At 51.7% G+C, this 25,993-nt stretch carries 17 protein-coding genes; 3 read left to right on the top strand and 14 right to left on the bottom strand.

Features of this window, described 5'->3' with window-relative positions:
* Positions 1–28 precede the first annotated feature (28 nt).
* The 10 genes from C5610_RS02410 to C5610_RS02365 all read right to left on the bottom strand — a co-directional run bounded on the left by C5610_RS02410 (position 29) and on the right by C5610_RS02365 (position 12,280).
* Complete coding sequence (locus C5610_RS02410; RefSeq protein WP_105305727.1) at positions 29–1,219, bottom strand: murein transglycosylase domain-containing protein; 1,191 nt, start codon at positions 1,217–1,219, stop codon at positions 29–31.
* Positions 1,220–1,221: 2 nt separating this feature from the next.
* Complete coding sequence (locus C5610_RS02405; RefSeq protein ID WP_105305726.1) at positions 1,222–1,806, bottom strand: LPP20 family lipoprotein; 585 nt, start codon at positions 1,804–1,806, stop codon at positions 1,222–1,224.
* A 9-nt stretch (positions 1,807–1,815) separates the two neighbouring features.
* Complete coding sequence (locus tag C5610_RS02400; RefSeq protein WP_105305725.1) at positions 1,816–2,841, bottom strand: hypothetical protein; 1,026 nt, start codon at positions 2,839–2,841, stop codon at positions 1,816–1,818.
* A gap of 9 nt (positions 2,842–2,850) precedes the next feature.
* On the bottom strand, positions 2,851–3,795 hold the full coding sequence (locus tag C5610_RS02395; RefSeq protein WP_105305724.1) for an LPP20 family lipoprotein: 945 nt from the start codon (positions 3,793–3,795) through the stop codon (positions 2,851–2,853).
* A gap of 3 nt (positions 3,796–3,798) precedes the next feature.
* The gene (locus tag C5610_RS02390) at positions 3,799–4,611 is read right to left on the bottom strand and encodes an ETEC_3214 domain-containing protein (protein WP_105305723.1); all 813 of its coding nucleotides are present in this window, start codon (positions 4,609–4,611) and stop codon (positions 3,799–3,801) included.
* 119 nt (positions 4,612–4,730) lie between these two features.
* Positions 4,731–6,383, bottom strand: coding sequence for an EAL domain-containing protein (locus C5610_RS02385; protein ID WP_105305722.1), 1,653 nt, complete (start codon positions 6,381–6,383; stop codon positions 4,731–4,733).
* Positions 6,367–7,971 (bottom strand): PAS domain-containing methyl-accepting chemotaxis protein, encoded by a 1,605-nt coding sequence (locus tag C5610_RS02380; protein ID WP_105305721.1) that lies wholly within the window; start codon positions 7,969–7,971, stop codon positions 6,367–6,369. The genes C5610_RS02385 and C5610_RS02380 overlap by 17 nt, the downstream gene beginning before the upstream one ends.
* Before the next feature lie 364 nt (positions 7,972–8,335).
* On the bottom strand, positions 8,336–9,631 hold the full coding sequence (locus C5610_RS02375) for an amidohydrolase (RefSeq protein ID WP_105305720.1): 1,296 nt from the start codon (positions 9,629–9,631) through the stop codon (positions 8,336–8,338).
* Positions 9,632–10,335: 704 nt separating this feature from the next.
* The gene (gene tadA, locus C5610_RS02370; RefSeq protein ID WP_105305719.1) at positions 10,336–10,785 is read right to left on the bottom strand and encodes a tRNA adenosine(34) deaminase TadA; all 450 of its coding nucleotides are present in this window, start codon (positions 10,783–10,785) and stop codon (positions 10,336–10,338) included.
* Between the two features lie 106 nt (positions 10,786–10,891).
* Positions 10,892–12,280 (bottom strand): Na+/H+ antiporter NhaC family protein, encoded by a 1,389-nt coding sequence (locus tag C5610_RS02365; protein ID WP_105305718.1) that lies wholly within the window; start codon positions 12,278–12,280, stop codon positions 10,892–10,894.
* Between the two features lie 322 nt (positions 12,281–12,602).
* Here C5610_RS02365 and C5610_RS13570 point away from each other — a divergent pair, with 322 nt between their 5' ends.
* Entirely contained in the window at positions 12,603–12,959 is a 357-nt protein-coding gene (locus C5610_RS13570) for a four helix bundle protein (RefSeq protein ID WP_158682640.1), read from the top strand.
* 354 nt (positions 12,960–13,313) lie between these two features.
* On the opposite strand, the gene C5610_RS02355 is transcribed toward C5610_RS13570, so the two are convergent.
* Positions 13,314–16,475, bottom strand: a complete 3,162-nt coding sequence (locus C5610_RS02355) for a TonB-dependent receptor (protein ID WP_105305716.1) — start codon at positions 16,473–16,475, stop codon at positions 13,314–13,316.
* Between the two features lie 143 nt (positions 16,476–16,618).
* On the bottom strand, positions 16,619–19,759 hold the full coding sequence (locus tag C5610_RS02350; RefSeq protein WP_105305715.1) for a TonB-dependent receptor domain-containing protein: 3,141 nt from the start codon (positions 19,757–19,759) through the stop codon (positions 16,619–16,621).
* A gap of 415 nt (positions 19,760–20,174) precedes the next feature.
* On the opposite strand from C5610_RS02350, the gene C5610_RS02345 reads away from it, so the two are divergent.
* Complete coding sequence (locus tag C5610_RS02345; RefSeq protein WP_222843003.1) at positions 20,175–21,359, top strand: endonuclease/exonuclease/phosphatase family protein; 1,185 nt, start codon at positions 20,175–20,177, stop codon at positions 21,357–21,359.
* 63 nt (positions 21,360–21,422) lie between these two features.
* The gene (gene xseA / locus C5610_RS02340; RefSeq protein ID WP_105305714.1) at positions 21,423–22,736 is read left to right on the top strand and encodes an exodeoxyribonuclease VII large subunit; all 1,314 of its coding nucleotides are present in this window, start codon (positions 21,423–21,425) and stop codon (positions 22,734–22,736) included.
* 75 nt (positions 22,737–22,811) lie between these two features.
* Here the strand turns inward: xseA and guaA are convergent, their stop codons facing one another.
* Both guaA and guaB read right to left on the bottom strand, forming a co-directional pair.
* Complete coding sequence (guaA, locus tag C5610_RS02335) at positions 22,812–24,389, bottom strand: glutamine-hydrolyzing GMP synthase (protein WP_105305713.1); 1,578 nt, start codon at positions 24,387–24,389, stop codon at positions 22,812–22,814.
* 37 nt (positions 24,390–24,426) lie between these two features.
* Positions 24,427–25,896 (bottom strand): IMP dehydrogenase, encoded by a 1,470-nt coding sequence (gene guaB, locus C5610_RS02330; protein ID WP_105305712.1) that lies wholly within the window; start codon positions 25,894–25,896, stop codon positions 24,427–24,429.
* Between the last annotated feature and the right edge of the window lie 97 nt (positions 25,897–25,993).

Raw genomic sequence — 25,993 nt, 5'->3', positions numbered from 1 at the left:
CTTAAATCGATGCCAAGTTATCTTATCCTTAAATACTCTGATAGTGCTCCATGGCCGCCCGAACTTTACCCATATAAGCACGAGTTTCCTGGTAAGGAAGTTTTTCTTCCAGCCGCTGATAAACTGCCTCTGGCGTCATCTGATTGATCACGTCGATAGCTTCTTGCACACTCTTTTCACCGCGAGGATGAAACGCTGTTGCCACGTTGCCGGCGCCGGTGTTATATGCCGCAATCATGCAGTAAAGGCGGCTTTCAGGGTTTTCAATTTGTTTCAGGTAACGATCCCGCAACAAGGCCAGGTAGTTTCCACCAAACCGCATGTTTTGTGACGCTTCAAACAATACATCAACACTCGGTGGCTGCTGTTTTCCATAAACCAGGCGATTGACATCCAGGCCGGCGGTGCTGGGCACAATTTGCATCAACCCAAAAGCGGGAATGGGTGACTGCGCCAGTGGATTGAAGCTCGACTCGGTTTGCATGACCGCCATGAGCAACGCAAACGGCAGGTTCAATTCCGTCACCACCTGGCGAGCATCTTCCATATAAGGTTTTGCCCGTTGGCTATACACACTGCCGCTGTTGAGGCTAATCGTCATCCGTTGAATGCGTTTCACCGTTGGTGGCGGTAATTGTTCTTGCTCAACGTTTTCCGGTGCCGTCGTTGCCGGTTGTTCCGATTCAACATCGGCGATGGTTTCCTGCACAACTTCAGCCGGCACTTCGGCCTGATCTTCGCTGGCTTCGATGGTTGCCTGTTGCAGTATGTCATCGACATCAGATTCAGGCACCCAACTGGCCAGTACCGTTTGATCATTAGCAACCGGAATAGACTGTAGGATTGGATCGCGTTTTGCCTGCTCTGTTACCGGCGTTTCACTTAAGGCGGTTAATAGTGCTTCGACCTCCTTGATGTCGATAGCATCATCACTTAAACGCTCAACCACAATGCTGTTATCGGCGTAATCGATCACCGTTTTTTGTTGCAAATCGTCGGAGTAATGCACGTACGTATCAGCATCTGAGATTTCAGCCTTATCACCCCACTGCGCTGTCACACGTTGCTTAAACGACTCGTAAGATTTTAAGTATTCAGCCTGGTAGTCCGTATAGCGTTGCTGATACTGTTGTTTAAACGCTTCGTAAGACTGCGTTGTCGCAGGCGTAGACACCACCATCAGTGTCGCTGCGCTGATTCCCAGATACCAATAGTTCATGGTTATAGCTCTTCTCTGACTTGTTCGAGTTTTGACTTCGAATTATCAATCAAAAACTGCTGGAACAACTCCGGGTTTTCCGGATCAATCGGGTTATTAAACAAGCGGTCAACGTTTTCTTTGTAACCGGCCTCGTTTAAGCCTACCAACACATAAACACCACCGTTAGGGCTGGTTTGTGAACGATAAATACGGCTATAAACCACGTTCATTGCCAGTTCACTCAGCATGGTCTGTTCAATAGCGTCAACACTGACATTTTCGCCATTGGTGGTTTTATCGGCCGTGTAACGTTTGTACTCGGACGCGATCTGCTGAGCAAAGTTTTGTGCCAGACGATTACGAGCTTCCTGCGCGGCCACGTCTTTCATGAAACCCGGACCGGCCGATTTTTTCGGTGAAAAACCGACAGCCTGAACCCACACATCTTTTACCGGCTGTTCACAAATCCAGCCTGGTGCTTTATGGTCAGGAGCGTCCGGAAACACACAAGGGTCATAGCTTACTGGTTCACCACCATTACTGGCGCACCCGGAGAGTGCGCCAGCGGTGACGAATAAGCTGGTGATTAACCACTTTTTCATCATTTTTCTCACTTATTTAATGATTTTATTGAAGCACAAGCCTGGTATCCAAGCTTCGCCTTCACCAATACCGCACTCGGAGTGCAGCAATTGAACGACATGGCCGCGGCGAATTTTATTAACCACTTCTTTGTCGCTGACGTATACGTATGACATATCGGTACTCACACCTTCAATGATCTCACCTTCACCGATTTCAACACGAGTGATTTTTTCATCATTGTATTCGTCTGCCGGGATGCGTTCCAGCTTGAACAATTTTACGGCAGCACCTGCTTTAGCACCTTTTGAAGTACCCAGGTTAGTACGGAAAATAGTACCCTTTTCACCATCACGACGCTCTAATACATAGAAGCTCGGTGCCAGCGGCGTCAACAAGTTGTGCATATTGCTTTCTACCGCATCGTTAGTCGCTGAGCTCATCAGGCTGGCTGCGGCGGTATCGGATAATGGGCAGCGGCTATTGCTGGTCTCGCTGCTCATGGTTTCACGACCTTCAAACTTCCATGTTCCAACTGGGTTCATCGATGGCAAATAATAAGCTTTCACATCGACAGCAGCTGTAGCGGTGTAATCACAGTGTGCCGGAGAAACTTTCGTTTCGCCATCATCCTCGTATGTACGACGTTCAGTAAAGTCGTAGCCAACACCCACATCCTGTACAGTTGCCATCACCGCAATATCAGCAGCCAGCACGCCTTGGGTGTTATAACGGCCTTCTTCCTCAGCTACCATCAACTCACGTTGCAACTGTTTAGCTAAGTCACGATCGATGACCTTGTTACCGGCTTGCAGCAACATAGATTCTACGTCACCGTAGACTTTTTCAGCAAAGCTACTCGGTACACCGCTGTTATACTCAACCGGAGTTACCACCACTCGATAACCGGGATCTTTTACCTGTTCTGGTGTCGGCATAATTTGTGCGTCCGGAAAGTTGACGACGCGAGTTTCCGCTGGTTTCGGACCCGAACTCATACAGCCCGTTAGAGCCAAGGCCAGTGTTGAGATTGCGGTTGCTTTAATGAGGTTTTTCATAACGATTCCCTAATTTAAGTTTTCAAAGCCTAAGGTTATCCAAAGACCTCTTTCCTTTAGATTATTAAGCGCTGTCGTGACGGCTCCCCGGTCAGCAGAACGACTGCTGCTCACCGACGACACTTTATTACTCCAGCTTTTGGTTTTAAGAAGCTGACCGCCTTCGGTAACGGAAAACTTCAGGTTCATTTCACTCACATACTGACCAAACATCTCTTTGCGAGCGATAGTGGCCGAGTGTTCTATCCAGGTTGGGCAGTTGCTGCGACAAATCGGCAATCCCTGCTCCGCCAGTTCCAGTTCCAACACTTCGTTGACCTGTGGCAGCTCACCTTTGATCCCAATACGTAAGGTGCTCTTGTCCAGTAATCCACTGACCGCCTGATATAAGCTAGGACCAGCCTGATGGTCGCTGATACCGGTCAGGCGCGCTTCCAATACGTCCGCCTGCTGAGCCTTTAACAGTACGTCTTTCAGTTGTAGGTAATCGTTTAATGTTGTCGCCGGGCCGCGTTGGATTTGCGGTACGATAAGCGCCTTTTGATTTTTTAACTGGCGCTGCCAGTCTGCAGCCAGTTTTTGCTTGTCCAGCCGCACCAGTACGCGAGTACCCGAACCTTCATCAGCGGTACGCAAAACGCTGTAATAACCGAGTTGCATATCGGCAACCTGGGTCTTAATGGTACGGCGAATATCATCCGCGCTGATGCCTGACATATCCTGCGTATTGCGGCTCATTTCCGAGGCGATGGTGGTGCCCAACTTGCCGGCAATGTTATTCAGCGCCAGTTCCTGCGCCTGTTGCTTGGTATATCCTTCACCCAGCCCATAAAAGTATTGTTCATCATCCACCGGCGGCGAATTCCACCAGTCCTGCGCGATGGCTGCGCTGGTACTGCAGGCGCTGGTTGCCATGACAGCGACTGCTACTAACAAAGCTTTCAGGCGTATCATCGATTAACTCTCCTGGCCAAAATAGGCATTAAACTCATACCGCGTCAGCACCATTTCTGCGGCCTGCTCCAGGCTTAACCGGCCTAATACATAGGTATTTGGGCGCTGCTGTTCGCGTAACTGGGTTAACTGCGTGCGCAACAGCTCGGTATCGTCCAGGGCGTAGGCGTCACTGATGCGGTTAAGGGTTTCTGCGATGGGTTGTACCTTGCGCTCAGAATCGCGGTGCTCCGCTCCATACTCGACATATGCAAGATAACGGTTATAGAACAGTCCTTCGCGCGCCAACTGTCTTTGTTCCATGTAGTAATGAATGTTGGCGGCATCGGCCGTAAACACACCGGCAAAGTCTTGCATCTGAGCAAAGCTTTGCTCACCCAGCGTTAAGTCTGAAAATGTAATCGGCGGATGAAATGCAGGCCGCAGCGAGGTGACGGTGTAGCCGGTTACCTGATTTTGACGAACCGCCAGGGTCAGCATAAATTTGGGATGTTGGTAATAGCGGTATTGCGTATCGGCTTCGAGCGAGCTGCTCTTGATCAGCTTCGCGACACCGAACACCTGTTCGAGATAGTCTAGGTTGCCACCAACCCGCACTTCGGATAGCATCTCCAACTCGACCTCATCGGTGAAGTGGGTGATGAATCCCTGGTAAGTGTCGATGAGTAGATCCCGCGTGTCGACCCATTGCCCCATGGCGATGAGCGGTAACGACACCGTAACAATAATACGTGCCAGTTTCTTCCAGAATCCCGGCGGCTGCGCCGAGTTAGCGGCGATATCGGTTGCGGTCGATGACGACGGTTCACCTTGCATATGTGGGGCTTCCCTGCTTTACTGTTTCTTTACAAACTTTTACGTTTGCAAGACTATTTTAATGTACGATAAAGTGCAACATTAAATGTTAAAATTTCATTTATTATTCATCGTACACGTTAGCTTAATTCCGGCCGATGCAAATAAAACCCTTGTAAGAAATCCACATTAAGCAGGCGAAGGCGCTCTAAAATGGCGTGACTGCTGACAAATTCAGCAATGGTCTTGATGTTAAGATTACGAGCCATATCGACAATGCTTTTCGTCACCAGGTAACTTTGCTCATTATCGACAATGCCGCTGATGATAGAGCCATCAATTTTTATGTACTCCGGCTTTAGCTGCACCAGATAAACGAAGTTGGAATAACCACTGCCAAAATCATCGATGGCGATGGTCGCGCCGAACGTTCGCACACGGTCGATAAACTCACTGACCCGGGCAAAGTCATTCACCGCCTCCGATTCGGTAATTTCAAAAATAATGCGCTGCCCACCATAGTGCAGTAATTGCTGTTCGATAAAAGCCACGGTGTCGGTGTCCAAAATATCCTGAATACATAAGTTAACGGACACCTTACAACGGTTGTGGCCGGCAAATTCCAGTGCGCGAACGACCATTTCTTTGGTCAGTTCGGCGTAGTAACGGGTCTTTTTCAGGTGATCGAGAAATTCCAACGGCGAAACCACGCGGCCATTGCGCAGTTTTATCCGTGCCAGTGCTTCGTATTTGTCGTTACCGGTGCCTGGGTCTTTAGCGCTGCACATCTTTTGGAAAAAAGCGAGCAAGCGGCCGTCCCGTAGCGCCTCCTTGATTTCCTCGACCCAACAGAAGGCATTATCACCACTGTCACTGCCATCTTTTATCACCACCGCTCGGCCATAAAACTTAGCTTTGGAGTCAGCCACCGCGCTTTCGGCGTAAGCAAGCGCCCGGCTCGGTGAAATACCGATACCGACGGTTAACTGAATATCGCAGTCAATGTCATTAAACAGAATGTCTTTATGTTCGAGTTCGTACTTAACCTGCTCTACCATCAGGCAGAACTCGTGCTTTTGCAGGCGCTGGCGGGGCCGAATCGCAAAACAGGCGCCATTTAAGCGATACACTTTTACCTCGTAGCTTTGCTCTAATAGCTTAAATTGCTCGCCCAGCTTGCGGATATAGACATCACCGATGTCGATCCCCCAGTAGTCGTTAAACAGTTTGAAGTTGCGAAGGTCAAACACCGCGGCCGCCCCCACTTTGCATTCTTTCAGTTCATTAAGGAGCGCCATGCGATTAGGCAACCCGGTGAGATCATCGGTTAGCTGCTCCCTTAACTGGTGACGTACTTCTATGATGTCAGTGACGTCATTACGAATACTCAGAAATTGAGTGATCTCGCCGTTGTCATCCAGCACCGGCAGGATGACGCTTTTAACGTAGTAAGCACTACCGTCTTTGCGCAGATTTTTTATCAGGCCACGCCAGGGTTTCCTGTTACTGATCGTCTGCCACAGCTGTTCAAACACCCGCAGCGACATATCCGGATGGCGAACGACATTGTGCTTTTGCCCAATCAGCTCGCTGCGCTCATAGCCACTGATTCGAACGAACTGTTCATTGACATAGGTAATCACACCATCCCGATCTGTGATCGAGACAATGGCGCTGTAATCCAGAGCGCGCAGAAAATGTTGCAGTAAATCAATACTGATCGACTCATAGGGATCGTCGATATAATCGGCCAGTGAGTACAAACTTGATGCCGAGTTAGTGAGCTGTTTCATGCGCAACGCCCTGTTGTGCTTCCCAAAATTGAAGGGTGAGTTTGTCCAGTTGATTGGCAAATTCGACCGTGCGATGGCTGACCTCGCGACTGAGCTGAACCGCCTCAAGATTTTCCTGCGCACTGGCGCGGATACCGGCGACCGAGTCCTGTACGCTGTCGCAGGCCTGTTGCTGTTGCTCTACCGCGCTGACAACCTGTTCGGTCAGAGCACTAACGCGGCTGATGGAGTCCACCACGGTGGTTAAATAGTGTGCCGCCTGTTGGCTGCTCTCAACACTATCGGCCGCCATCGTCTCCCCTTGTTGCATGGTGGTCACTGCCTGTTGCACCGATTGTTGCAGTTGCTCAATAACACCGCGGATGTCAGCCGTTGACTCCTGCGTGCGGTTTGCCAGCGAGCGCACTTCATCGGCAACCACGGCAAAACCACGCCCCGAGTCGCCCGCGCGCGCAGCCTCAATAGCAGCATTTAGCGCCAACAGATTGGTTTGCTCGGCAATACTAAGGATGACATCAAGGATTTGTTCAATGTCCTGACTGCGCTGCGAAACCGTCGATATCACCGATGACGCCTGTTGCAGTTGTTGCGTCAATTGCTGGATTGACTGTTCGGTCGCCTGAATCACAGCTTGACCATCTTCGGCGGTTTGTAACCCGCGTTGCGTGGCATCCGCGGTTTGCCGGGTACTACTAGCAACTTCATGCGCGCCGTGCTGCATCTGTTCCAGCGCTGTCACCACCGCGTCGGTCTGCTGTAGCTGGCTTTTACTGCCGGTTTCCGACTGCATAACCGCACTGCTAAGGCTCGACGCACTATCGGACAAGGCCAGTGAGGTGTCGTGGATACGGCCAATCAGTGCCGAATTTTCAGCCTCCAATTTTTTCAGCGCCAGCAATAAATTGCCGGCCTCGGTATTGTTGCCGGTGTAGATGTAACGCGCGACGGGATCATCAATCACGTCTTTCGCTTTACTGATCGCCTCACGGTAGGGTTGCCAGGTCATAATGACGAGCACAATCGATAAACAGACCGCAGCTAAGACACTCAAACTAAACATGGCTAACGACGGGGCAATAATAAGGCTGGCAGCGGGGATAAAGTAAGGCAGCAGGACACTGAGTAACAGCCGGATGTGGGTTGGCATGGCATCAGCAAGCTTCCTCACCCGCCGCCCCTGGTTGAGTGTCCGATAGATGTCGCTTGCCCGCTTTACCCAAATCGATTGCGCTTTGCGCCGCACCGACTGATATTCGGTAACTTTGCTGTTGTTTTTAATGGGGGTAACAAAGGCATCAACCCAGTAGTGGTCACCGTTTTTACAGCGGTTTTTCACCAGTCCCATCCACGACTGACCTTGCTTGAGGTTATCCCAGAGCATCTTGAACGCCTGCTTCGGCATCTCGGGATGACGAACGATGTTATGGCCATGACCAATCAACTCGTCACGCTGAAAACCGCTGATGTCAACGAAGTCCTGATTAACGTAAGTTATCTGGCCTTTTAGGTTCGTTGTCGACAGGATGTTTGCGCGTGCCGAAAAGGTTTGTTCAACACCGGTAACTGTTGCCTGTTTTGGCGTAGGCATAAGAGTCCCCTAATAACCCTGTACAAAATGTGGACTTAGTAATTTACTAGAGGTTTGACGTTAAAAAAACGTTAATTAGGTGTTATCAGGGATGAAGTTGACGTAGATCAGGACGTACCGTGCGCCTTTGGCGCACGTTCTTAACCATTAAACCGCAGAGGCCGCTGAGAGCGCGGAGAAAACCTCTTAATATGGAAAACCCAATCGTTCCGGCTTTGATTTTGAGGGCGGGCCAAGCGCCCGTCACCAGCACCGGTGGTGATATGGTACGGGAAGCTATTCGTTTTAAAATTAAAACCTCTGCGTTCTCTGTGCCCTCTGCGGTGAAAAGGTAGTGTCGCGCCCAAGGCGCGACATACCGTTCTTACATGGACTCTAGTGCCCAGTTGACGTAGAGGTCGACACCGGTGCGCAGTGCGTCCTCATCGGCATAAAAATACGGCGAGTGGTTAGACGGCGCTTCGTCCATGTCCTGATCCGGCGGAGTTACCCCGAGAAAAACAAACATTCCCGGTACTTCCAGTGCATAAAACGAAAAGTCCTCTGCCCCGGTCACCAGCGGCACTTCACGCACCTTATCCGCACCGGCAATGCGCTTGGTGATCGGCAACATTTCCTCGACCAACTCCGGGTTGTTGACCGTTACCGGATACCCCAAGTCAATCTTGACCTCGGCCTCAGCGCCGTTAGCCATCGCAACATGCTTAGCGGTATGCTCAAGCTTTTCGTGGATGTCTGCACGAATGTCCATATCGAAGTTACGAATAGTACCTATCATGGTTACTTCGTCAGGAATGATGTTGTTGCGAACGCCGCCTTCAACAATACCGTAGCTCAGCACCGCCGGCGCTTTGGTGATGTCAGACTGGCGACTGATGATGGTTTGCGAGCTGTTGATGATCTGCGCTGACGTCACAATAGGATCAACCCCACCCCAAGGCCGTGAACCGTGGGTTTGAACGCCTTTAACCTTAATTTCAAATTTATCAGACGAAGCCATCAGCGGGCCTTTGCGATAACCGATGTGACCGGTCGGGAAGCCGCCCCAAACATGGATTCCAAATACGCGCTCCGGCTTGTAGCCTGGGAATACGTTAGTGAACAAGCCTTCTTCCAGCATCAGTTCGGCACCACCCTCTTCACCTTCCGGGGCGCCTTCTTCTGCCGGCTGGAAGATAAACAGTACGTTACCGTTAAGCTGATCTTTCATTTTCACCAGCTGTTCGGCTGCGCCCATCAGCATGGCAACGTGGGTGTCGTGACCACAGGCGTGCATGACGCCAACGTCGTTACCACGGTAGGTTGACGTAACGGTCGATTTAAACGGTACATCGGTTTTTTCCGTTACCGGCAGCGCGTCCATATCAGCCCGCAAGGCGATGGTTGGCCCATCACCGTTGCCTTTGAGCAACGCGGCAACACCGGTATGTGCAATACCGGTTTTCACCTCCAGCCCCAGCGATTGCAGATGATTGGCGATGTATTTAGCGGTTTCGTATTCACGGTTACCGAGTTCCGGGTTGGCGTGAATATGACGACGCCATTCGATGACTTTTGCTTCGAGTGTGTCATCAATGGCAACCGGTGATTGCTGTGCCGCAGCCTGAGGAGCCGCAAAAGAAACGGCGCTAATGGCCGCCGCAAGTAAGAGCTTTTTCATTGTTATTCTCCCTGGATGATCTGCAATCATCTTAGGGGGAAAACAACAAATCTGCAATCAACGATTGGCAAGGGTAGCTTGCGCCTTTGGCGCAAGGGCAGCGGTAGTAACAAGCAGGCTTTACAGGCTCTGTTGCACCCGCGGCAGGGGGACGCTACAAGCACATCCGTGTGCGCTTGTCTCAGGCCATCCCTGGCCTTCGACACCCCCTGCCGCGGGAGCAACAAATCCTGTGCCTGCTTGTCACGACCGCCGCAAGTTGGCCGTAAAGTGAGTACGCGCGTCAGAGTTTGAGGGGGGTCACCAGAAATGTTGGAGGCCATGGATGGCCGGAAACAAGCCCACACGGACGTGCTCGTGGCGGTTCCTGGTCACCCCCCTCGAGCTCTGGCAGAAGCGGGCTTGCTTTAGGGCCCACCCTTGCGCCAAAGGCGCAAGCTACCGCCGCAGGCGATTTACGAACAACTTATCACGACCGCCGCAAGTTGGCCGCAAAGTAAGAACGCGTCAGAGTTTGAGGGGGGTGACCAGGAATGTTGGAGGCCATGGATGGCCGGAAACAAGCCCACACGGATGTGCTCGTGGCGGTTCCTGGTCACCCCCCTCGAGCTCTGACAGAAGCGGGCTTGCTTTAGGGCCAACTTGCGCCAAAGGCGCAAGCTACCGCCAAAGGCGCAAGCTACCGCCAAAGGCGCGAGCTACGGCTAGCGGCGGGCGCGGAAGAACTGGCGCAGGATGTCGCCGCAGGCGTCGCTGAGAATACCGCCCTGGACGTCGACTTTGTGATTCATGGAGGCGTGATTGAGCACTTCTATGGCGGTGCCGGCGGCACCGGTACGAGGATCGGTGGCACCAAACACCAGCCGTTTAACGCGGGCGTGGGTAATTAATCCGGCGCACATGGCACAGGGCTCGAGTGTCACGTACAGGGTGGAGTCAACCAGCCGATAGTTGTCGATGGCTTTGCCGGCGGCTCTGATGGCTTGGGCTTCAGCGTGCGCTGACGGGTCGGACAGCGTGATGACCTGGTTATAACCTTCACCAACGATTTCGTCGTTAACCACCAGCACGGCTCCTACCGGCACTTCGTCCTCTGCCGCCGCTTTTGCCGCCAGCTCCAGCGCCCGCTGCATGTAGATTTCGTCTTGATTCATCTTCTTATCCGTAGCGTGCGCCCTTGGCGCATGTTTTTAAAACATTGACCTCTGCGGTTCAGAGTTTTGCTCTTTTTGCACCCTAGTGTCGCGCCAAAGGCGCGACCTACATCACCGCGCCGGTGATGGCGTAGGCGATGGTGGCGCCTGCGCCGGCCAATAGCGCATAGGGCAATTGGGTGCGCACGTGATCGATGTGTTCAGTGCCGCTGGCCATCGAGGCAATAATCGTCGTGTCGGATATCGGTGACGCGTGATCGCCAAAGATTCCCCCCGAAATCGCGGCGGCGATAAACGGTGCCGCCGGTAGCCCCAGGGTCATGGCTATCGGAATCGCCAGCGGCAACATAATAGCAAAGGTTCCCCAGCTCGAACCAATCGAGAATCCGGTGATGGCCGACAACACAAAAATCAGCGGCAGCAACATCCACACGCTAACGCTGCCGTCCAGCACCGACGCCAGAAATTCACCGGTACCCAGATCACGGGTTAGCCCGCCAAGCGTTATGGATAACCAAAGAATGACCGCCAGCGGTAAGATATTCCAGGCTCCCTTCAAGGCACTGGTTACGATCTTAGCCGCACCTGCCGAGCCGGTAAGCAACGTCCCCAACATTGCCAGCCCCAACGCAATATAGATGGCAACAAATACGCTGAGCGTGCCATCGCCCTCAACCAGCACGCCGTTACCGGTTATCAACAGCATCACCGGCACCATTACCACTAGTGCTATCAGGCTCAGCAACACCACCGCCGTGCCTTTGCCAAAGCTGGCTTCCTCATCAGGACCATCGGACCAAGTGTGCTGGGTTACGCGGTTGGGCTTAGCGTTACGTTCAAAGGCCTTCATCGGGCCGATATTCCAGTCGAACCATGCCACAAACAGCGCCAGCAATACCGCGAAGATGGCGTAAAAGTTAAAGGCAATGGATTGAATAAAGACCAGCAACGGCTGCTCAACCCCTTGATTAGCAATCAACGTGAGATTAAAGGCGCCCCAGGCATTGAGTGGGATAAGAATACAGATCGCCGCGCAGGTGGAGTCGACGATATAAGCCAGTTTTTCGCGCGAAATGCCAAGTCGATCGTAGATAGGCCGGGATGTGGTGCCGGAGATCATGATGGTGACGTTGGATTCGATAAAAACGATAACGCCGAGTACCCAGGTCATAAGTCGGGCGCGGCGTTTGGATTCAACCCATTGTTTTTGTTCGAGTTTTAGCACGAACTGTTTAAACGTTCCGCCTTTTTCAAGGACGCCAAACAAGGCGCCGATGCCAAGGGTAAAGAACCAGACCAGCATGTTGCCGGGGTCGACCAGGGTACTCCAGGAGCTGAGTAGGACGCCTTCGCTGATGTCACTGCTGTGGGGCCAAAACAGGAGTATGTTGGCGAGCAGAATGCCGCCGATCAGGGCGAGCAGTACTTTGCGTGTGATGATGGCAAAAATGATCGCCAGTAGCGATGGCAGCAGGCTTGTCCAGGTCAGTTCCATGGGTCATTTCTCTATTGAATAATGTGCTGAGGTTATCGGAATTTTCTTGGTTTTTCTAGCGCGGCGCGTTGCGCCGCGCTTGGCGCCGCCTTTGGGCGGCTTGCTGGGCGGCTCCGCTTCGCGGTGCCTTGCTTGGCGTTCGCGATGCGAACTTGCGTGGCGCGGCTGCGCCGCTTGCTGTTTTGCGCCTTGTCGCCTTCGGCGACTTGGCGCTTTGCCCTTGCCGCTACGCGGCTCGGGTGTTGGTTTCCTCCTTGCCGCTTTGCGGCTCGGGTGTTGGGTTGTTGGGCTATACTTTTTGTTTTGCCATGGAGGGCGGTTGGTGAGTTATAAAAATCTAAGGGTTTGGCAGGGGGCGTTGGAGATTGCGGTTGAGGTGCTGAGGTTGGTGGAGTCTTGCCAGAATTATGCCTTTGCTGATCAGGTAAGGCGTTCGGCGATTTCGGTGCCGTCGAATATTGCTGAGGGGATGACGCGGGATAGTGAGGTTGAAAAAAATCGTTTTTTAAGTATCGCCAAGGCGTCGAATGCCGAATTGGAAACGCAGTTATTGATTGCAAAAAAGTTAGGATATTTCAGTAATGATGTATGCGAAGAGTTGTTGAAGCAAGTCCAAAAAGTAAACTTTCAATTGTATTATCTAAAAATAAAAGTCGTGCCAAAGGCACGACCTACGTAACCCCGAGTCGCCGAAGGCGGCAAGGGAAAAAACAACGCCCGAGCCGCAAAGCGGCAAGGGCAAATCGCCGAGTCGCCGAAGGCGACAAGGGAAAAAACCAACGCCCGAGCCGCAAAGCGGCAAGGGCAGAACGCCGAGTCGCCGAAGGCGACAAGGGGAAAAAACAACGCCTGAGCCGCAAAGCGGCAAGGGCAAAGCGCCGAGTCGCCGAAGGCGACAAGGCGCAAAACCAGCAAGCGGCGCAGCCGCGCCAGGCAAGTTCGCACCGCGAACGCCAAGCAAGGCCCCGCAGAGCGGGGCCGCCCAGCAAGCCGCCCGAAGGCGGCGCCAAGCGCGGCGCAACGCGCCGTGCGATTAAAACTTATATTCGACGCCGATGCGTGCTGTCCATAGTGATGGACCCGACACCCGACTTTGAACATTCGGTTCTAAGAACTGGTCGAATACATACTGACCCTGTTCATTACGGTACGCCGATACCACTTCCTGATACTGCGGGAAGCCTGCTTGATACAGAACACCCCAGTCGTCATTCAGTAAGTTGGTCAGGTTATCAATGGTAAAGAACAGGCTAGCTTTATGACCTTCCATTAAACCCGGCAGATCTTGTGAAACGTGCAGGTCTAATTTATGCCACCAGGAACTGTACTGGGCGTTGCGCTCGGCTGAACCGCCGGCGTACTTGCCCAAACCTGAATCGTTCAGCCATGCAAAGAAGGCCTGTTGATCGAAGTTGTCCGTAAATACGACATTCGGATCGTCTGCACCGTCCGGTACGTACAGCAACTGACGATCATCGGCGATATCAAGACCCTGAATCGCCGGCTGGTCAGGAGTATTCTGGAACACATAGCTGTATGGACGACCTTTGTTGGCAGAGCCAAACAGTGACACCGTGGTGTTCAGCCCGTCAAAAAATTCTTTTTGATAGGTTAAACGCAAGGTAAAACGGTGCGGTATCTCGTAGTTCGAGGTAGCCGCAGACGGATTGTTAAAGTTGTCCGTGGCGAAATTCGCGTAGTTTGAGTACGCCACTGAGCTGGTCATTGGGTTACCATCTTCCGACTCGGTGAAGGCATACGCCAATGAGCCGCTCAGACCGAAGTCGTAGCTCTTGCTGATAGCGGTCGAGAATGAGAACGCTTTGGTGTCATCACTTAAGTTGGTTAACATCAAGTCTTCAGAACGACCCGCTTCGCGTTCGCCGTAAATTGGACGCCCGTCGGCCATCGTGCCAACCTGCTCAACGGCGATGTTTTTGATGTACGCTTCGTTTTTACGAACGGTGTACATGAAATCCGTCATCAGGATGTATTCGTCCGGGAAGGTGTAGGTTGCACCGAGCGCGTACTTCCATTCACTTGGAATGTCAAAGTTAGGATCCAACACATTGACCGCTGAATCGTTGGTCGCGTTGGTTACCGCGTCAACCAGCTCAGCCGGTGCATCATAGCCCGGACGCCCTTCGCCGCTCAGTGGTACGTCGAACAAGTTAAAGCCGCTGAGAGAAACCTGAGTCTGGCTGATGCCATCCTGCTGGAAGTTGTTGGCCAACCACACGTTGGGATTACCACCGGAGTAAAGACCAATACCACCACGAACTTCAAGTGACGGGCTGACATTCCAGTTGATGCCAATGCGTGGCTGGAACAGGCCTTCGCCGTCGAGGTTCGAGGCATTGGTGAAACCGTAACGCTGGACGAAGTTCGGGTTTTCCTGCGGGTAGTCGTCGCTGGTGTACCAGTCGTAACGGAAACCCATGGTGATGGTCATGTCCATCGGCGCGTAATAGTACTCGTCCTGTAAGTAGGCGGTGTTGGTGGCGTATTTGAACGCACCGGCGGCATCACGTGGGTTGTTGGTGCCGGTACCCGAGCCATAGTAGTAACGGCCGACATCGCCGTTAATAAAGTCTTCCAGCGAGTAGAAGTCAATTTCACCACCGCGGGAATGCTGCACAAACATGTTAAAGATGTCGAGCTCTTCGCGCTCGAAGCCACCAAAAATGACGTGGTCACCGACAAAATAGGTACCCGCCATTTTGTAGAACATGGTTTCATAGTAAAGATCGTTGGCCTGACGTGAGTCATCGGCGCCAAAATAAACGGTGGCCGATGATGGCGTACCGTTGTTGTCGTGATCAAACTGAGTATTGATCTGGAAGTCGGCGATGTCTTTTGGACCAATGGTTTCCTGCAGGTTATCGAGTTCTGAATAGCCGACCCGGAACTCGGTTGAAAAACGGTCGGTCCAGTCAGAGTATAATTGACCAACGTACGAGGTGAACTCAGCGCCACGGTTATAAAAATGGTTTGAGAATTCGTATTCGAACGCATTACCACCGTCTGATGGTGTGACTGACGAGCCCTCGTTGTAGTTGTAGGTTACTGAGGCACGGTGGGCGTCGTTAATTTGCCAGTCCAGCTTCAGCAACATTTTTTCGTCTTCAACCGGCGACGACAAGAGTGGTTCGCCGACGTCATAGCCGTAAACATCACGAGCGATCTGTGCGATCTGATTTAATTGCTCCTGACTGACGCCGTTAACGACCGTAGCTGCATTACTGTTGGCCGGACCAAAATCGAAGTTATCCGCGCCTTCAAATTTTTCATAAGAGGCGAAGAAGAACAAGGTATCCTCAATGATCGGGCCGCCCAAAGTGAAGCCATAACGGTCTTCTTCAAAGTCGGCCTGCTCCAGCTTAGTGCCTTCCAGTTCATCACCGATCATAGATTCGTTGGTGTAGTCGTAGAAGAAACCACCGTGGAATTCGTTAGAACCCGATTTTGTTACGGCGTTGATGTTACACGCGGTAAACCCGCCGTATTGCACATCAAAGGGCGCAAATTCTACAGCCACCTGCTCGATGGCATCGTAGGAGAACGGCATACGTTCGGTTGGGTAACCGTTCGAGTTGAGGCCGAAGTTATCGTTCATGCGTACGCCGTCAACCGTCAAGCTGTTAAAACGCGGGCTTGCGCCGACACACTGAATACCATCACCAAAGCTTTGGTCAATGTAAACACGGGGATCAACGCGGACGATGTCTTTCAAGTCACGGTTGATGGCCGGCAGGTTCTCCAGGTCACTCAAGTTAAAATTGGCCGCCGGACTGTTGCTGCCGTAGAGCGAATTCGCCATGGTAGACCCGGTCACTGAAATGGTTTCCATATCCGCTTCCAGCACCACACGAATGGACTCGGAATCACCCAGTGTCAGATAAATGTTTTCAATCACGTCGCGACGGCCACCAGGACCTTCTGCAACGATGGTGTAAGGACCACCGACACTGAGACCTCGTGCCGAGAAAGCGCCCTGTTCGTTAGTGGTATAGGTACGTGTCGTACCGGTACGTTCGTCACGCAGTTGGATGGTTGCATTGGCGACAATTTCACCCGACTCGGTTGCCACCGAACCACGTAAATTAGATGAGGTGTCTTGCGCGACAGCCGCGCCTGACAAGGTCATGGCAACAGCCGCAGCAATCGCGGTGCGTTTGAAAGTTAACGTAAACATGATATTCGTTCATCCCTAGTGTTGTTTTTTTGAACACATATCAGGGTATAGTCGATTTATGACAAGTTTGTGAACTCTTTTCCAAATTTGAGCAAAAAAAAGCCGCGTTAAAAACGCGGCTTGATGGTTTTACGTAACTAAACTTAGAAGGTGTAACGAACACCAATTTTAGCACGCCAAGTTGACTCTTCTGCTTCGAAAGAGCTCCAGTTACGGTTATCAAAACCGCCGTAAACTGGGTCGTAGATATAACGACCTTCGCTATCGAGGCCACCGAAGTCAACGATTGGCTTAGTGGTATAACGCTGACGCAATACTTGACCTTTCGAGCTGTCGATCAGGTTAAGTAAATTGTTGATTGTGAAATACAACGTACCTTTATGACCTTCCATAAGTCCAGGAATTTCCTGTTGGAACTGGAAGTCCATCGAAGTAATCCAAGGTGAACGGCCAGCACCCTTAGGAGCAAAACCGCCAGCATACTGGTCGATGCCAGCTTGACCGAATAAATCCATGATTTCAGCATAGCTCAGACCGCTTTCAGGGCTGATGTTAGGATCGTTCTCACCGCCTGGCACATAAACTAAGTACGCATCAGAACGATCGAAGTAATCCTGGTCTCCGAAATCACGGTCGTCATGCATTCCCAGCGTGTAACTGAAGGCTGTGCCTGAACGACGTTGGAAGAACAAGTTGAACTTAGACGCATAACCGTCAAAGAACTCTTTGCTGTAGCCCAGAGCAATTTTCAAGCTATGTTCTACTTCATAGTCAGCTGTGCCAATCAGCGCCTTGTTACGATCAATAACAACGTTGTACTGATAGTTTGAGGTCGCTGTAGATGATGTACCTGGGTTACCTTCTTCAATATCCTGATAGGTATATGCAGCGTATGCATTGAAGCCGTTGTCCCACTCTTTAGACAGTGACGTGGTAACAATCCAAGCTTTTCCTGAAGGATCTTCATTGGTTAGCTGCAGGTCGTAGTGACCTTCAGGTGCGTTTGGATCGCATGGCTCATAGACGTTAACGCCGGCCGCAGTCTCACCTGCTTTGCAACGAGAAATGTCTTTCCACTGGCTGTTGTCAGTCATCCATTTGCGCATGACTTCTGCCGTTGCATTGTAATTATCGCCAAAGCCCGGAACGTCAAACTGATAGTCTACACCAACACGAGCAATCCAATCAGACGGGATTTCGTAGTTAGGATCGATGCTGTTGGTAGAACCGTCACCTGCATACATCGCGTTGCGAACCGCTTCAGGCACGTTTGCAATGTCAACGTTGGTCAGGTATTCACTTTCTGGAACTTCGCTACGGTTAAACTGAACCAGCGTATAGCCATCGTTTGAGAACGAGTTTGAAACCCAAACATTAGGACGACCGCCCGAGAAGCGACCTGCGCCTGCACGCACAACCATTTGGTCAGTAGCGAACCATTTGAAATCAACGCGTGGTAGGAAGATGTCAATACCATCAAGGTTTTCTTGGTTACTGTAACCATAACGGTCAACAAAGTTTGGATTCAGTGTTGGTTTATCGCTGACGTCATAACGTTCATAACGTAGGCCTAACCCTAACTCCATCGTATCGTTAAGATACCAATTGTCTTGAACGTATAAGTTCCACTGACCAAGTTCAAAGTCTGCAGCCGCATCGGTTGCGTCATTTGTATAAGCATTTTCGTAATCAAACGAGTCAGCAACACGGTTTTCAAAGTCGTCGATTGAATCAAATGTCCATGAACCTAATGAGTTGCGCACAAATACGTTGAATACATCAGTACGATCGTATTCGCCACCAAATTCAATTTCATGGTCACCGATCAAATAATCAAAACGAGCACCAATTTTCAGGTTATCCGTTTCTAAGTGGTTAGCATGACGATTTGAGTCTGGGCCGAAGACCAGTGTACCAGTGCCGGTTCGGATGCTGATTTCACCAATGTCTTTGGTAATCAGTCCAGACAAAGATTCTACCGATTTTTGGCTAACATAGAACTCACTGGATAGGTCACCGCTCCAATCTGAGAACAATGAAACACGGTAAAGATCCATGTTTTGCTGATAGTTGTACCAGTTGGTGTCTAGACTTAATGACCGTGACGAGCCACTACGGCCGCGAACGTTGTTACCTTCAGTCTGATTGTAGGTAAAGGCTAAGCGGTGATCATAGTTGATGTTCCAGTCCAACTTGAACAACAAGTTTTCGTTGGTTGTGTCCTGGATAGTGTCCCAGTTACCGATGTCAACGCCATAAACTTCATCTGCAATGCGCTTAACGTCGTTATATTGATCCAGTGTTACGTCGCTGTCATTAGCAGCGCCCGCACCGGCCGGGCCAAATTCTATTTGCGCAGGTTCTTCCGATTTTTCGTAGTTCGCGAAAAAGAACAATTTATCTTTAACAATCGGTCCGCCTAACGCCAGGCTATATGTATCGCGTTCAAAGTCCAGGGGTAATTCTTCACCATCTTCAGGATCTTTAGGGTCACCTGCGAGAGAGTCGCTCATGCGCTCATAGGTCAATGAACCGTGGAATTCGTTCGTACCTGATTTGGTTACTGCATTGATGCGGCCGCCTGAGAAACCACCTTCTGACGCGTCAAATGGAGCGACGTCTACAGCGACTTGCTCAACCGCGTCGATAGAAATCGGTGAACGCTGCGTTGGGTAACCGTTGCCGTTCAGACCGAAGTCATCATTCACACCAACACCGTCGATTGAGACGCTGTTGTAACGTGGGTTAGCACCACCAATACTCATTGGTGTTTCGCTACCTGACAACAGGTTTACGTATGGGTTTAAACGTGCAACTTCTTTCAAGTCACGGTTAAACGTTGGCGTGTTTGCAATATCGTCTTCACCGAAGTAGCTGCTGCTACCGCTGTTAGACGAGCCGATGATCGCAGAACCAGAAACCTCAATACGTTCCATATCAACAGCTTCAAGCTCAGCATTGATACGGAAAGGTTCGCCTAGTGACAAGTATACGTCTTCGTATACTTTACGGCCGTTCTCACCTTCGATAACGATAAGGTAAGGACCGCCAACGCGCAGGCCTGAGTTAGAGAATGCACCCGCTTCGTTGGTTGTCGCAACAGAGCGTGTTCCGGTAGGAATGTGAATGATTTCAACACGTGCATTAGCGGCAACTTCGCCTGAAGCTGTAACTACGTTACCACGTACAACAGATGAAGTGTCCTGCGCCATAGCGCTGGTCGATAACCCAACAGCTAGCGCTAACGCAGCCGAAAGGCGACTCACTTTAAAATTCAACGTCATGAGTTATTTCCTGGTTTTCGATTGAGGGTTAAAACAAAAAGCAACGAGCGAAGGTTTATATCGCGTAAAGATGACAAATTGATGAAAGCTTTGAAAAACTTGGGATTTATTCTAAATACAGCAGGGGAGATAGAAACAGCAAATCGTGAATTTCGTTTTCCCCGAAAAGATGAGGAACCGCGGCACAACAACTGATTAGCCACCGGAAAGCTGACAACGAGACAGGCTTCGCGGGTGTGGTAAGAGTTCGTCGCTGTGTATGGAGCGGTTGAAATCATTAAGCTTTTGATACCGTTTTATGACATTAATGTGTCAATTTGTGCGCGCATTTTAATTAATTAAGCAACGCTTGCCTAGTGCCAATTGAACCTTTATTGTAAAAACTTGTCGTAGCTTCCCCTCACAAGGCGTACTCATGGGCTTTATGCGTTTTAACTTTTTTCTCTTGGCAGCACTTTTCATGGTTTCTTCTACATCGTTTGCGTCTGATCGCGTCCGGATAGCGACATTTAATGTCAGTATGGACGCCAGTAATTATGTCGATTATGAACAATTACCCACGGTCACGGAGTCTCCGGTTCCGGCGCAACTGGCCAACGGCAATGAACAAATTGCCGGCATTGCTGAGATATTGCAGCGTGTACGTCCGGATATCGTGCTACTGAACGAGTTTGATTATGTCGAGCGCGAACGCGGCATTGATGTGTTCCTGCGTGACTACCTGGGCGCATCGCAGAACGGTCTGCAGCCGCTTGAGTACCCTTATGTTTACACCGCTCCGGTTAATACCGGTGTGCCATCGGCGTTTGATCTTAACCGCGACGGTGAAGCCACTGGCCGTGGTAATGATGCCTGGGGTTTTGGTTGGTATCCGGGTCAGTACGGCATGGTGATCTTGTCGAAATATCCGTTGGCTATCGATGACGCGCGCACCTTCCAACATTTCTTATGGCGCGATATGCCCGGCCATCATGTCCCCAAAGTACCTAATGAAGCCGGCGAACTGACCGCTGAAAACTGGTATTCCGACGAGGTCATGGCACAGTTCCCATTAAGCTCTAAATCCTATTGGGATGTGCCGGTTCAGGTCGGCGAACGCCGTATTCATTTACTCGCTGCGCACCCAACACCGCCGAGTTTCGATGGTCCGGAAAACCGTAACGGTATGAAGAACTTTGATGAAATTCGCTTAATCCGTGACTATCTCACACCAGGTGCTGATAACTACATTTACGATGACGATGGCGTACGTGGCGGTTTAGCCGCTGATGCCGCTTTTGTCATCTTAGGTGATCTTAATGCGGCACCGGGCGCCGGCGGCGTTGATGGTGCCATTGAGCAACTGCTTGAGCACCCCCGCGTGAAGGATCCTGCGCCGACCAGTAAAGGCGGTAAACGTCATTCTCCGGATATCGATGGCGCTGAGTATCACACCGCCGCCTGGCGCAAGCGCGTTGATTATGTGCTACCTTCAACGGACTTAACCGTTAACGACGCCGGCGTCTTCTGGCCTATCAAAGGACAGCAAGGCTATCGCTTAATGGCCGAGCGCGGCGCATCCTCCGACCACCGGTTGGTGTGGGTGGATATCGAGCTGTAGCTTGCGCCTTTGGCGCAAGCCCGTGCGCCGAAGGCGCACGCTACCGAACAGGGTGCAATTCATATGGACATTTACTCGGTTTCGAAACTGAACAACGACATCCGTCTGGCGCTGGAGCAGCAGTTTGGTAATGTCTGGCTGGTGGGTGAGGTGTCGAACTTTGCTGCGCCGGGTTCCGGCCATTGGTACTTTACCCTTAAAGACGACAAAGCACAGATCCGTTGTGCGATGTTCCGTGGCAACAATCAACGCGCTAAGATCCGGCCGCAGAATGGTGTCCAGGTTTTGGTGCGGGCACGGGTCACTGTCTATGCCCCTCGCGGTGATTACCAACTGATTGTTGAACACATCGAAGATGCCGGTCAGGGTCTGCTGCAACAGCAATTTGAACAATTGAAAGTGAAACTGGCTGCTGAAGGTCTGTTTGCCAATGAACGCAAACGCCCGCTGCCGACGGACATTCGGCGGGTCGGCGTGGTCACCTCACCGACCGGTGCCGCCATTCAGGACATTCTGGCGGTGATGAAACGGCGCGACCCAAACGTTGAAGTGATCATCTATCCCAGTGCGGTTCAGGGTGAAGCCGCGATTCCACAATTAAAACACATGCTGCACAGCGCCTTTGTCCGAAACGAGGTCGACGTACTGATTGTCAGCCGTGGCGGTGGCTCCATCGAGGATCTTTGGTGCTTTAACGACGAAGGGGTAGCGAGAATGTTGGTCGATGCGCCGATGCCGGTGATCAGCGCCGTTGGTCACGAGATCGACTTTACCATCTGTGACTTTGTCGCCGATTTGCGCGCCCCCACGCCGTCAGCAGCTGCCGAGGTGGTCACCAAGGATCGTAGTCAGACGCTGCAGCAGTTGCAGTCACTGCAGCAACGCCTGATGCTGGCACAACAACGTAAACTGACGCACAGCGCGCAACGCTTTCAACACCTGCAGGTGCGTTTGCAACAGCAACATCCGCAGCGCCAACTGCAACAACAGGCACAGCGCGCGGACGAATTGCAGGCGCGCGCAACGCGTGCCATGCAGGTTCAGTTGCAGCGCTTAATACAACGCCAGAATTATTTCCAAAGTCGCCTACAAGCATTACATCCACAGAAGGATCTGGATCGTTGTCAGCGTCGATTAAGTGATGTGCAACAGCGGTTAAACCCAGCAATTGAGCGATTGTTGAAGCAGAAAACAGAGCAGCAGCGCAGCTTGATGCAAGCACTGAACATTGTCAGCCCACTCAACACCCTCGACCGAGGTTACGCTATCGTTCGCGATAACAACGGCAACGTCATACGCGACAGCCAGCAAGCACCGCCGGGCACCGAGCTGGCTATTCGTTTAGCGAAAGGTGAGTTGAGGGCGAAAGCCGAGTAGCTTGCGCCTTTGGCGCAAGCGAATTGGTCAAGATTGAATATTCGTGCGCCAAAGGCGCACGCTACCAATCGTTGGTTATTCCCACTCAATCGTTGCCGGTGGTTTGCCGGAGATGTCGTAGGTTACCCGTGAAATGCCGGTGACCTCGTTGATGATGCGGTTGGATACCTTCTCCAATAGCTCATACGGCAGGTGCGCCCAGCGCGCGGTCATAAAGTCGATGGTTTCTACCGCTCGCAGTGCGATAACCCAGTCGTATTTGCGCTGATCGCCCATCACGCCTACCGACCGCACTGGCAGGAATACCGCGAAGGCCTGACTGACTTTGTGGTACCAGTCGGCTTTGTGCAATTCTTCGATGAAGATGGCATCGGCCCGACGCAGTAAATCGCAATACTCTTTCTTGATCTCGCCCAGTACCCGTACACCTAAACCCGGTCCCGGGAACGGATGACGGTACAGCATGTTGTACGGCAGGCCGAGTTCTAAGCCAATTTTGCGTACTTCGTCTTTGAACAGTTCACGCAACGGCTCAACCAAGCCCAACTTCATGTCTTCCGGCAGACCACCGACGTTGTGGTGTGATTTGATCACATGCGCTTTACCGGTTTTGGAGCCGGCTGACTCAATGACGTCGGGGTAAATGGTGCCCTGCGCCAACCAGTCGACTTCGGTCAGTTTGGCCGCTTCTTCGTCGAAGATTTCGATAAAGGTATTACCGATGATCTTACGTTTTTTCTCTGGATCGTTTTCGCCCTTCAGCGCATCCAGGAAGCGATCTTCGGCTTTCACCGGCAGAATGTTCAGGCCGTAATGGTCGCCGAACATTTCCATCACCTGTTCGGCTTCGTTTAAACGCAACAAACCGTTATCAACAAAAATACAGGTAAGCTGTTCGCCAATGGCGCGATGCAGCAACATCGCCGTGACTGAGGAGTCAACACCACCGGACAAACCCAAAATGACTTTATCGCTGCCAACCTGCTCACGGATACGTTCAATCGCATCGTCGATAATTTGCTCTGGTGTCCAGTTTTTCTCGCAACCGCAAATGCCGCTGACAAAATGTTCCAGCATACGCATACCCTGACGCGTATGCGTCACTTCCGGGTGGAACTGCACGCCGTAAAAACGACGCTCTTCGTCCGCCATCGCGGCGTACGGGCAGTACGAGGTTTTGGCCACGGTGTGGAATCCTGCCGGGATGGCATCGACTTTATCGCCGTGGCTCATCCAGACATCCAGCAACGGCGCACCGGATTCGCTGACCGCATCTTCAATGGCTTCAAACAACGGGCTTTTCTCGACCAGTTCGATTTGCGCGTAACCAAATTCGCGCTCCAGGGACCCCTGTACCGAACCACCCAGCTGATGCGCCATGGTTTGCATACCGTAGCACACACCCAGTACCGGCACGCCGGCTTCAAATACGTAATCCGGTGCGCGTGGCGAACCTTGCTCGGTCACACTTTCCGGACCACCGGACAGAATGATGCCTTTCGGGGCGAAGTCACGGATGTCCTGTTCGTCAACGTCCCAAGCCCACAGCTCGCAGTAAACGCCAATTTCACGGATACGGCGCGCAATCAACTGAGTGTATTGAGAGCCGAAGTCTAAAATCAGTATTCGATGATCATGAATGTCTTGAGTCATGCTGTTTTTCGTTTCCTGTCGGATAAAAAGGCGCTACTTAAGAGCTGCGATAATTCGGTGCTTCTTTGGTGATCTGCACATCATGGACGTGCGATTCACCCATGCCGGCCGCGGTCACTTTGACAAACTGCGGCTTGGTGCGCAGTTCTTCGATGTTGGCGCAACCGGTTAAGCCCATGGCCGAGCGCACACCACCCATCTGCTGATGGATGATGGCCGAAATCGGTCCTTTATAGGCGATGCGACCTTCGATACCTTCGGGGACCAGCTTTTCCGCTTCGTTCGAGCTTTGGAAATAGCGATCTGAAGAGCCGTTACGCTGATTCATCGCACCCAGGCTACCCATTCCACGATAGGATTTGTAATAGCGGCCCTGATACAGCTCGACTTCGCCCGGCGATTCTTCGGTACCGGCCAGCATGCTACCCACCATGACACAGTGCGCGCCTGCCACCAAGGCTTTGGCGATGTCGCCGGAGAAGCGGATACCGCCGTCGGCAATCACCGGAATGTCAGTACCTTTAAGGGCGTCAACCGCGTCGGCAATGGCGGTAATCTGTGGTACGCCGCAACCGGTGACGATACGAGTGGTACAAATTGAACCCGGGCCAATCCCCACTTTCACCGCGTCAACACCCGCTTCTGCCAATGCCTTAGCACCCGCTGCGGTTGCTACGTTACCGGCGATGATCTGTAAGTTTGGATAGTCTTTACGCGTTTTTGCAACGCGATCAATCACGCCCTGAGAATGACCGTGTGAGGTATCGATGAGCAGAACATCAACGCCAGCTTCGACCAGCAACTGGATGCGTTCTTCGGTACCCGGTCCAACGCCGACCGCTGCGCCGACACGCAAGGAGCCCAATTCGTCTTTACAAGCGTTGGGTTTGTTCTCGGCTTTTTCAAAGTCTTTCAGCGTGATCATGCCTTTCAGTTTGTAGGCATCATCGACCACCAGAATTTTTTCGATGCGATGCTGGTGCATCAACTGCAGGATTTCTTCGCTTTCAGCGCTTTCATGCACGGTGACCAAACGGTCTTTACCGGTCATGACGTCTTTTACCTGCTTAGCGTCATCGTCTTCAAAACGGGTGTCACGGCCGGTCACGATGCCAACCAGATCGCCGTTTTTCTCGATCACCGGGAAGCCCTGAAAGCCATGTTCAGCGGTCAATGCTTTGATTTCACCGATGGTGGTGTCAGGGTGAATGGTAACCGGGTCTGTGACCATGCCACTTTCGTATTTTTTCACTTTACGAACGTGTGCAGCCTGCTGCTCAGCGGTCATGTTTTTGTGGATAAAACCGATGCCGCCTTCCTGCGCCAGCGCGATCGCCAATGGGGCTTCGGTGACGGTGTCCATCGCCGCTGATACCAGAGGCACGTTCAGGGTAATTCCGCGCGTCAATTTGGTGCGCAGATCGGCTTGATGAGGCAGAACGGTTGAATGTCCGGGGACGAGTAAGACGTCGTCAAAGGTAAGAGCTTCTTGGGCGATTCGCAGCATTGCAACACTCCGTAGGGGGATTCATGTTGCGCGTGGATTATACATACCGACGTCATTTTAAGCAAGCTCTTCTGCGCAATTTTCGTGTGCGAAAATT

This window comes from Idiomarina sp. OT37-5b, from assembly GCF_002968395.1.
GTDB lineage: Bacteria > Pseudomonadota > Gammaproteobacteria > Enterobacterales > Alteromonadaceae > Idiomarina > Idiomarina aquatica.
Note: the sequence above shows the minus strand (reverse complement) of the source record. Positions and strands in the feature narration are given on the sequence as shown.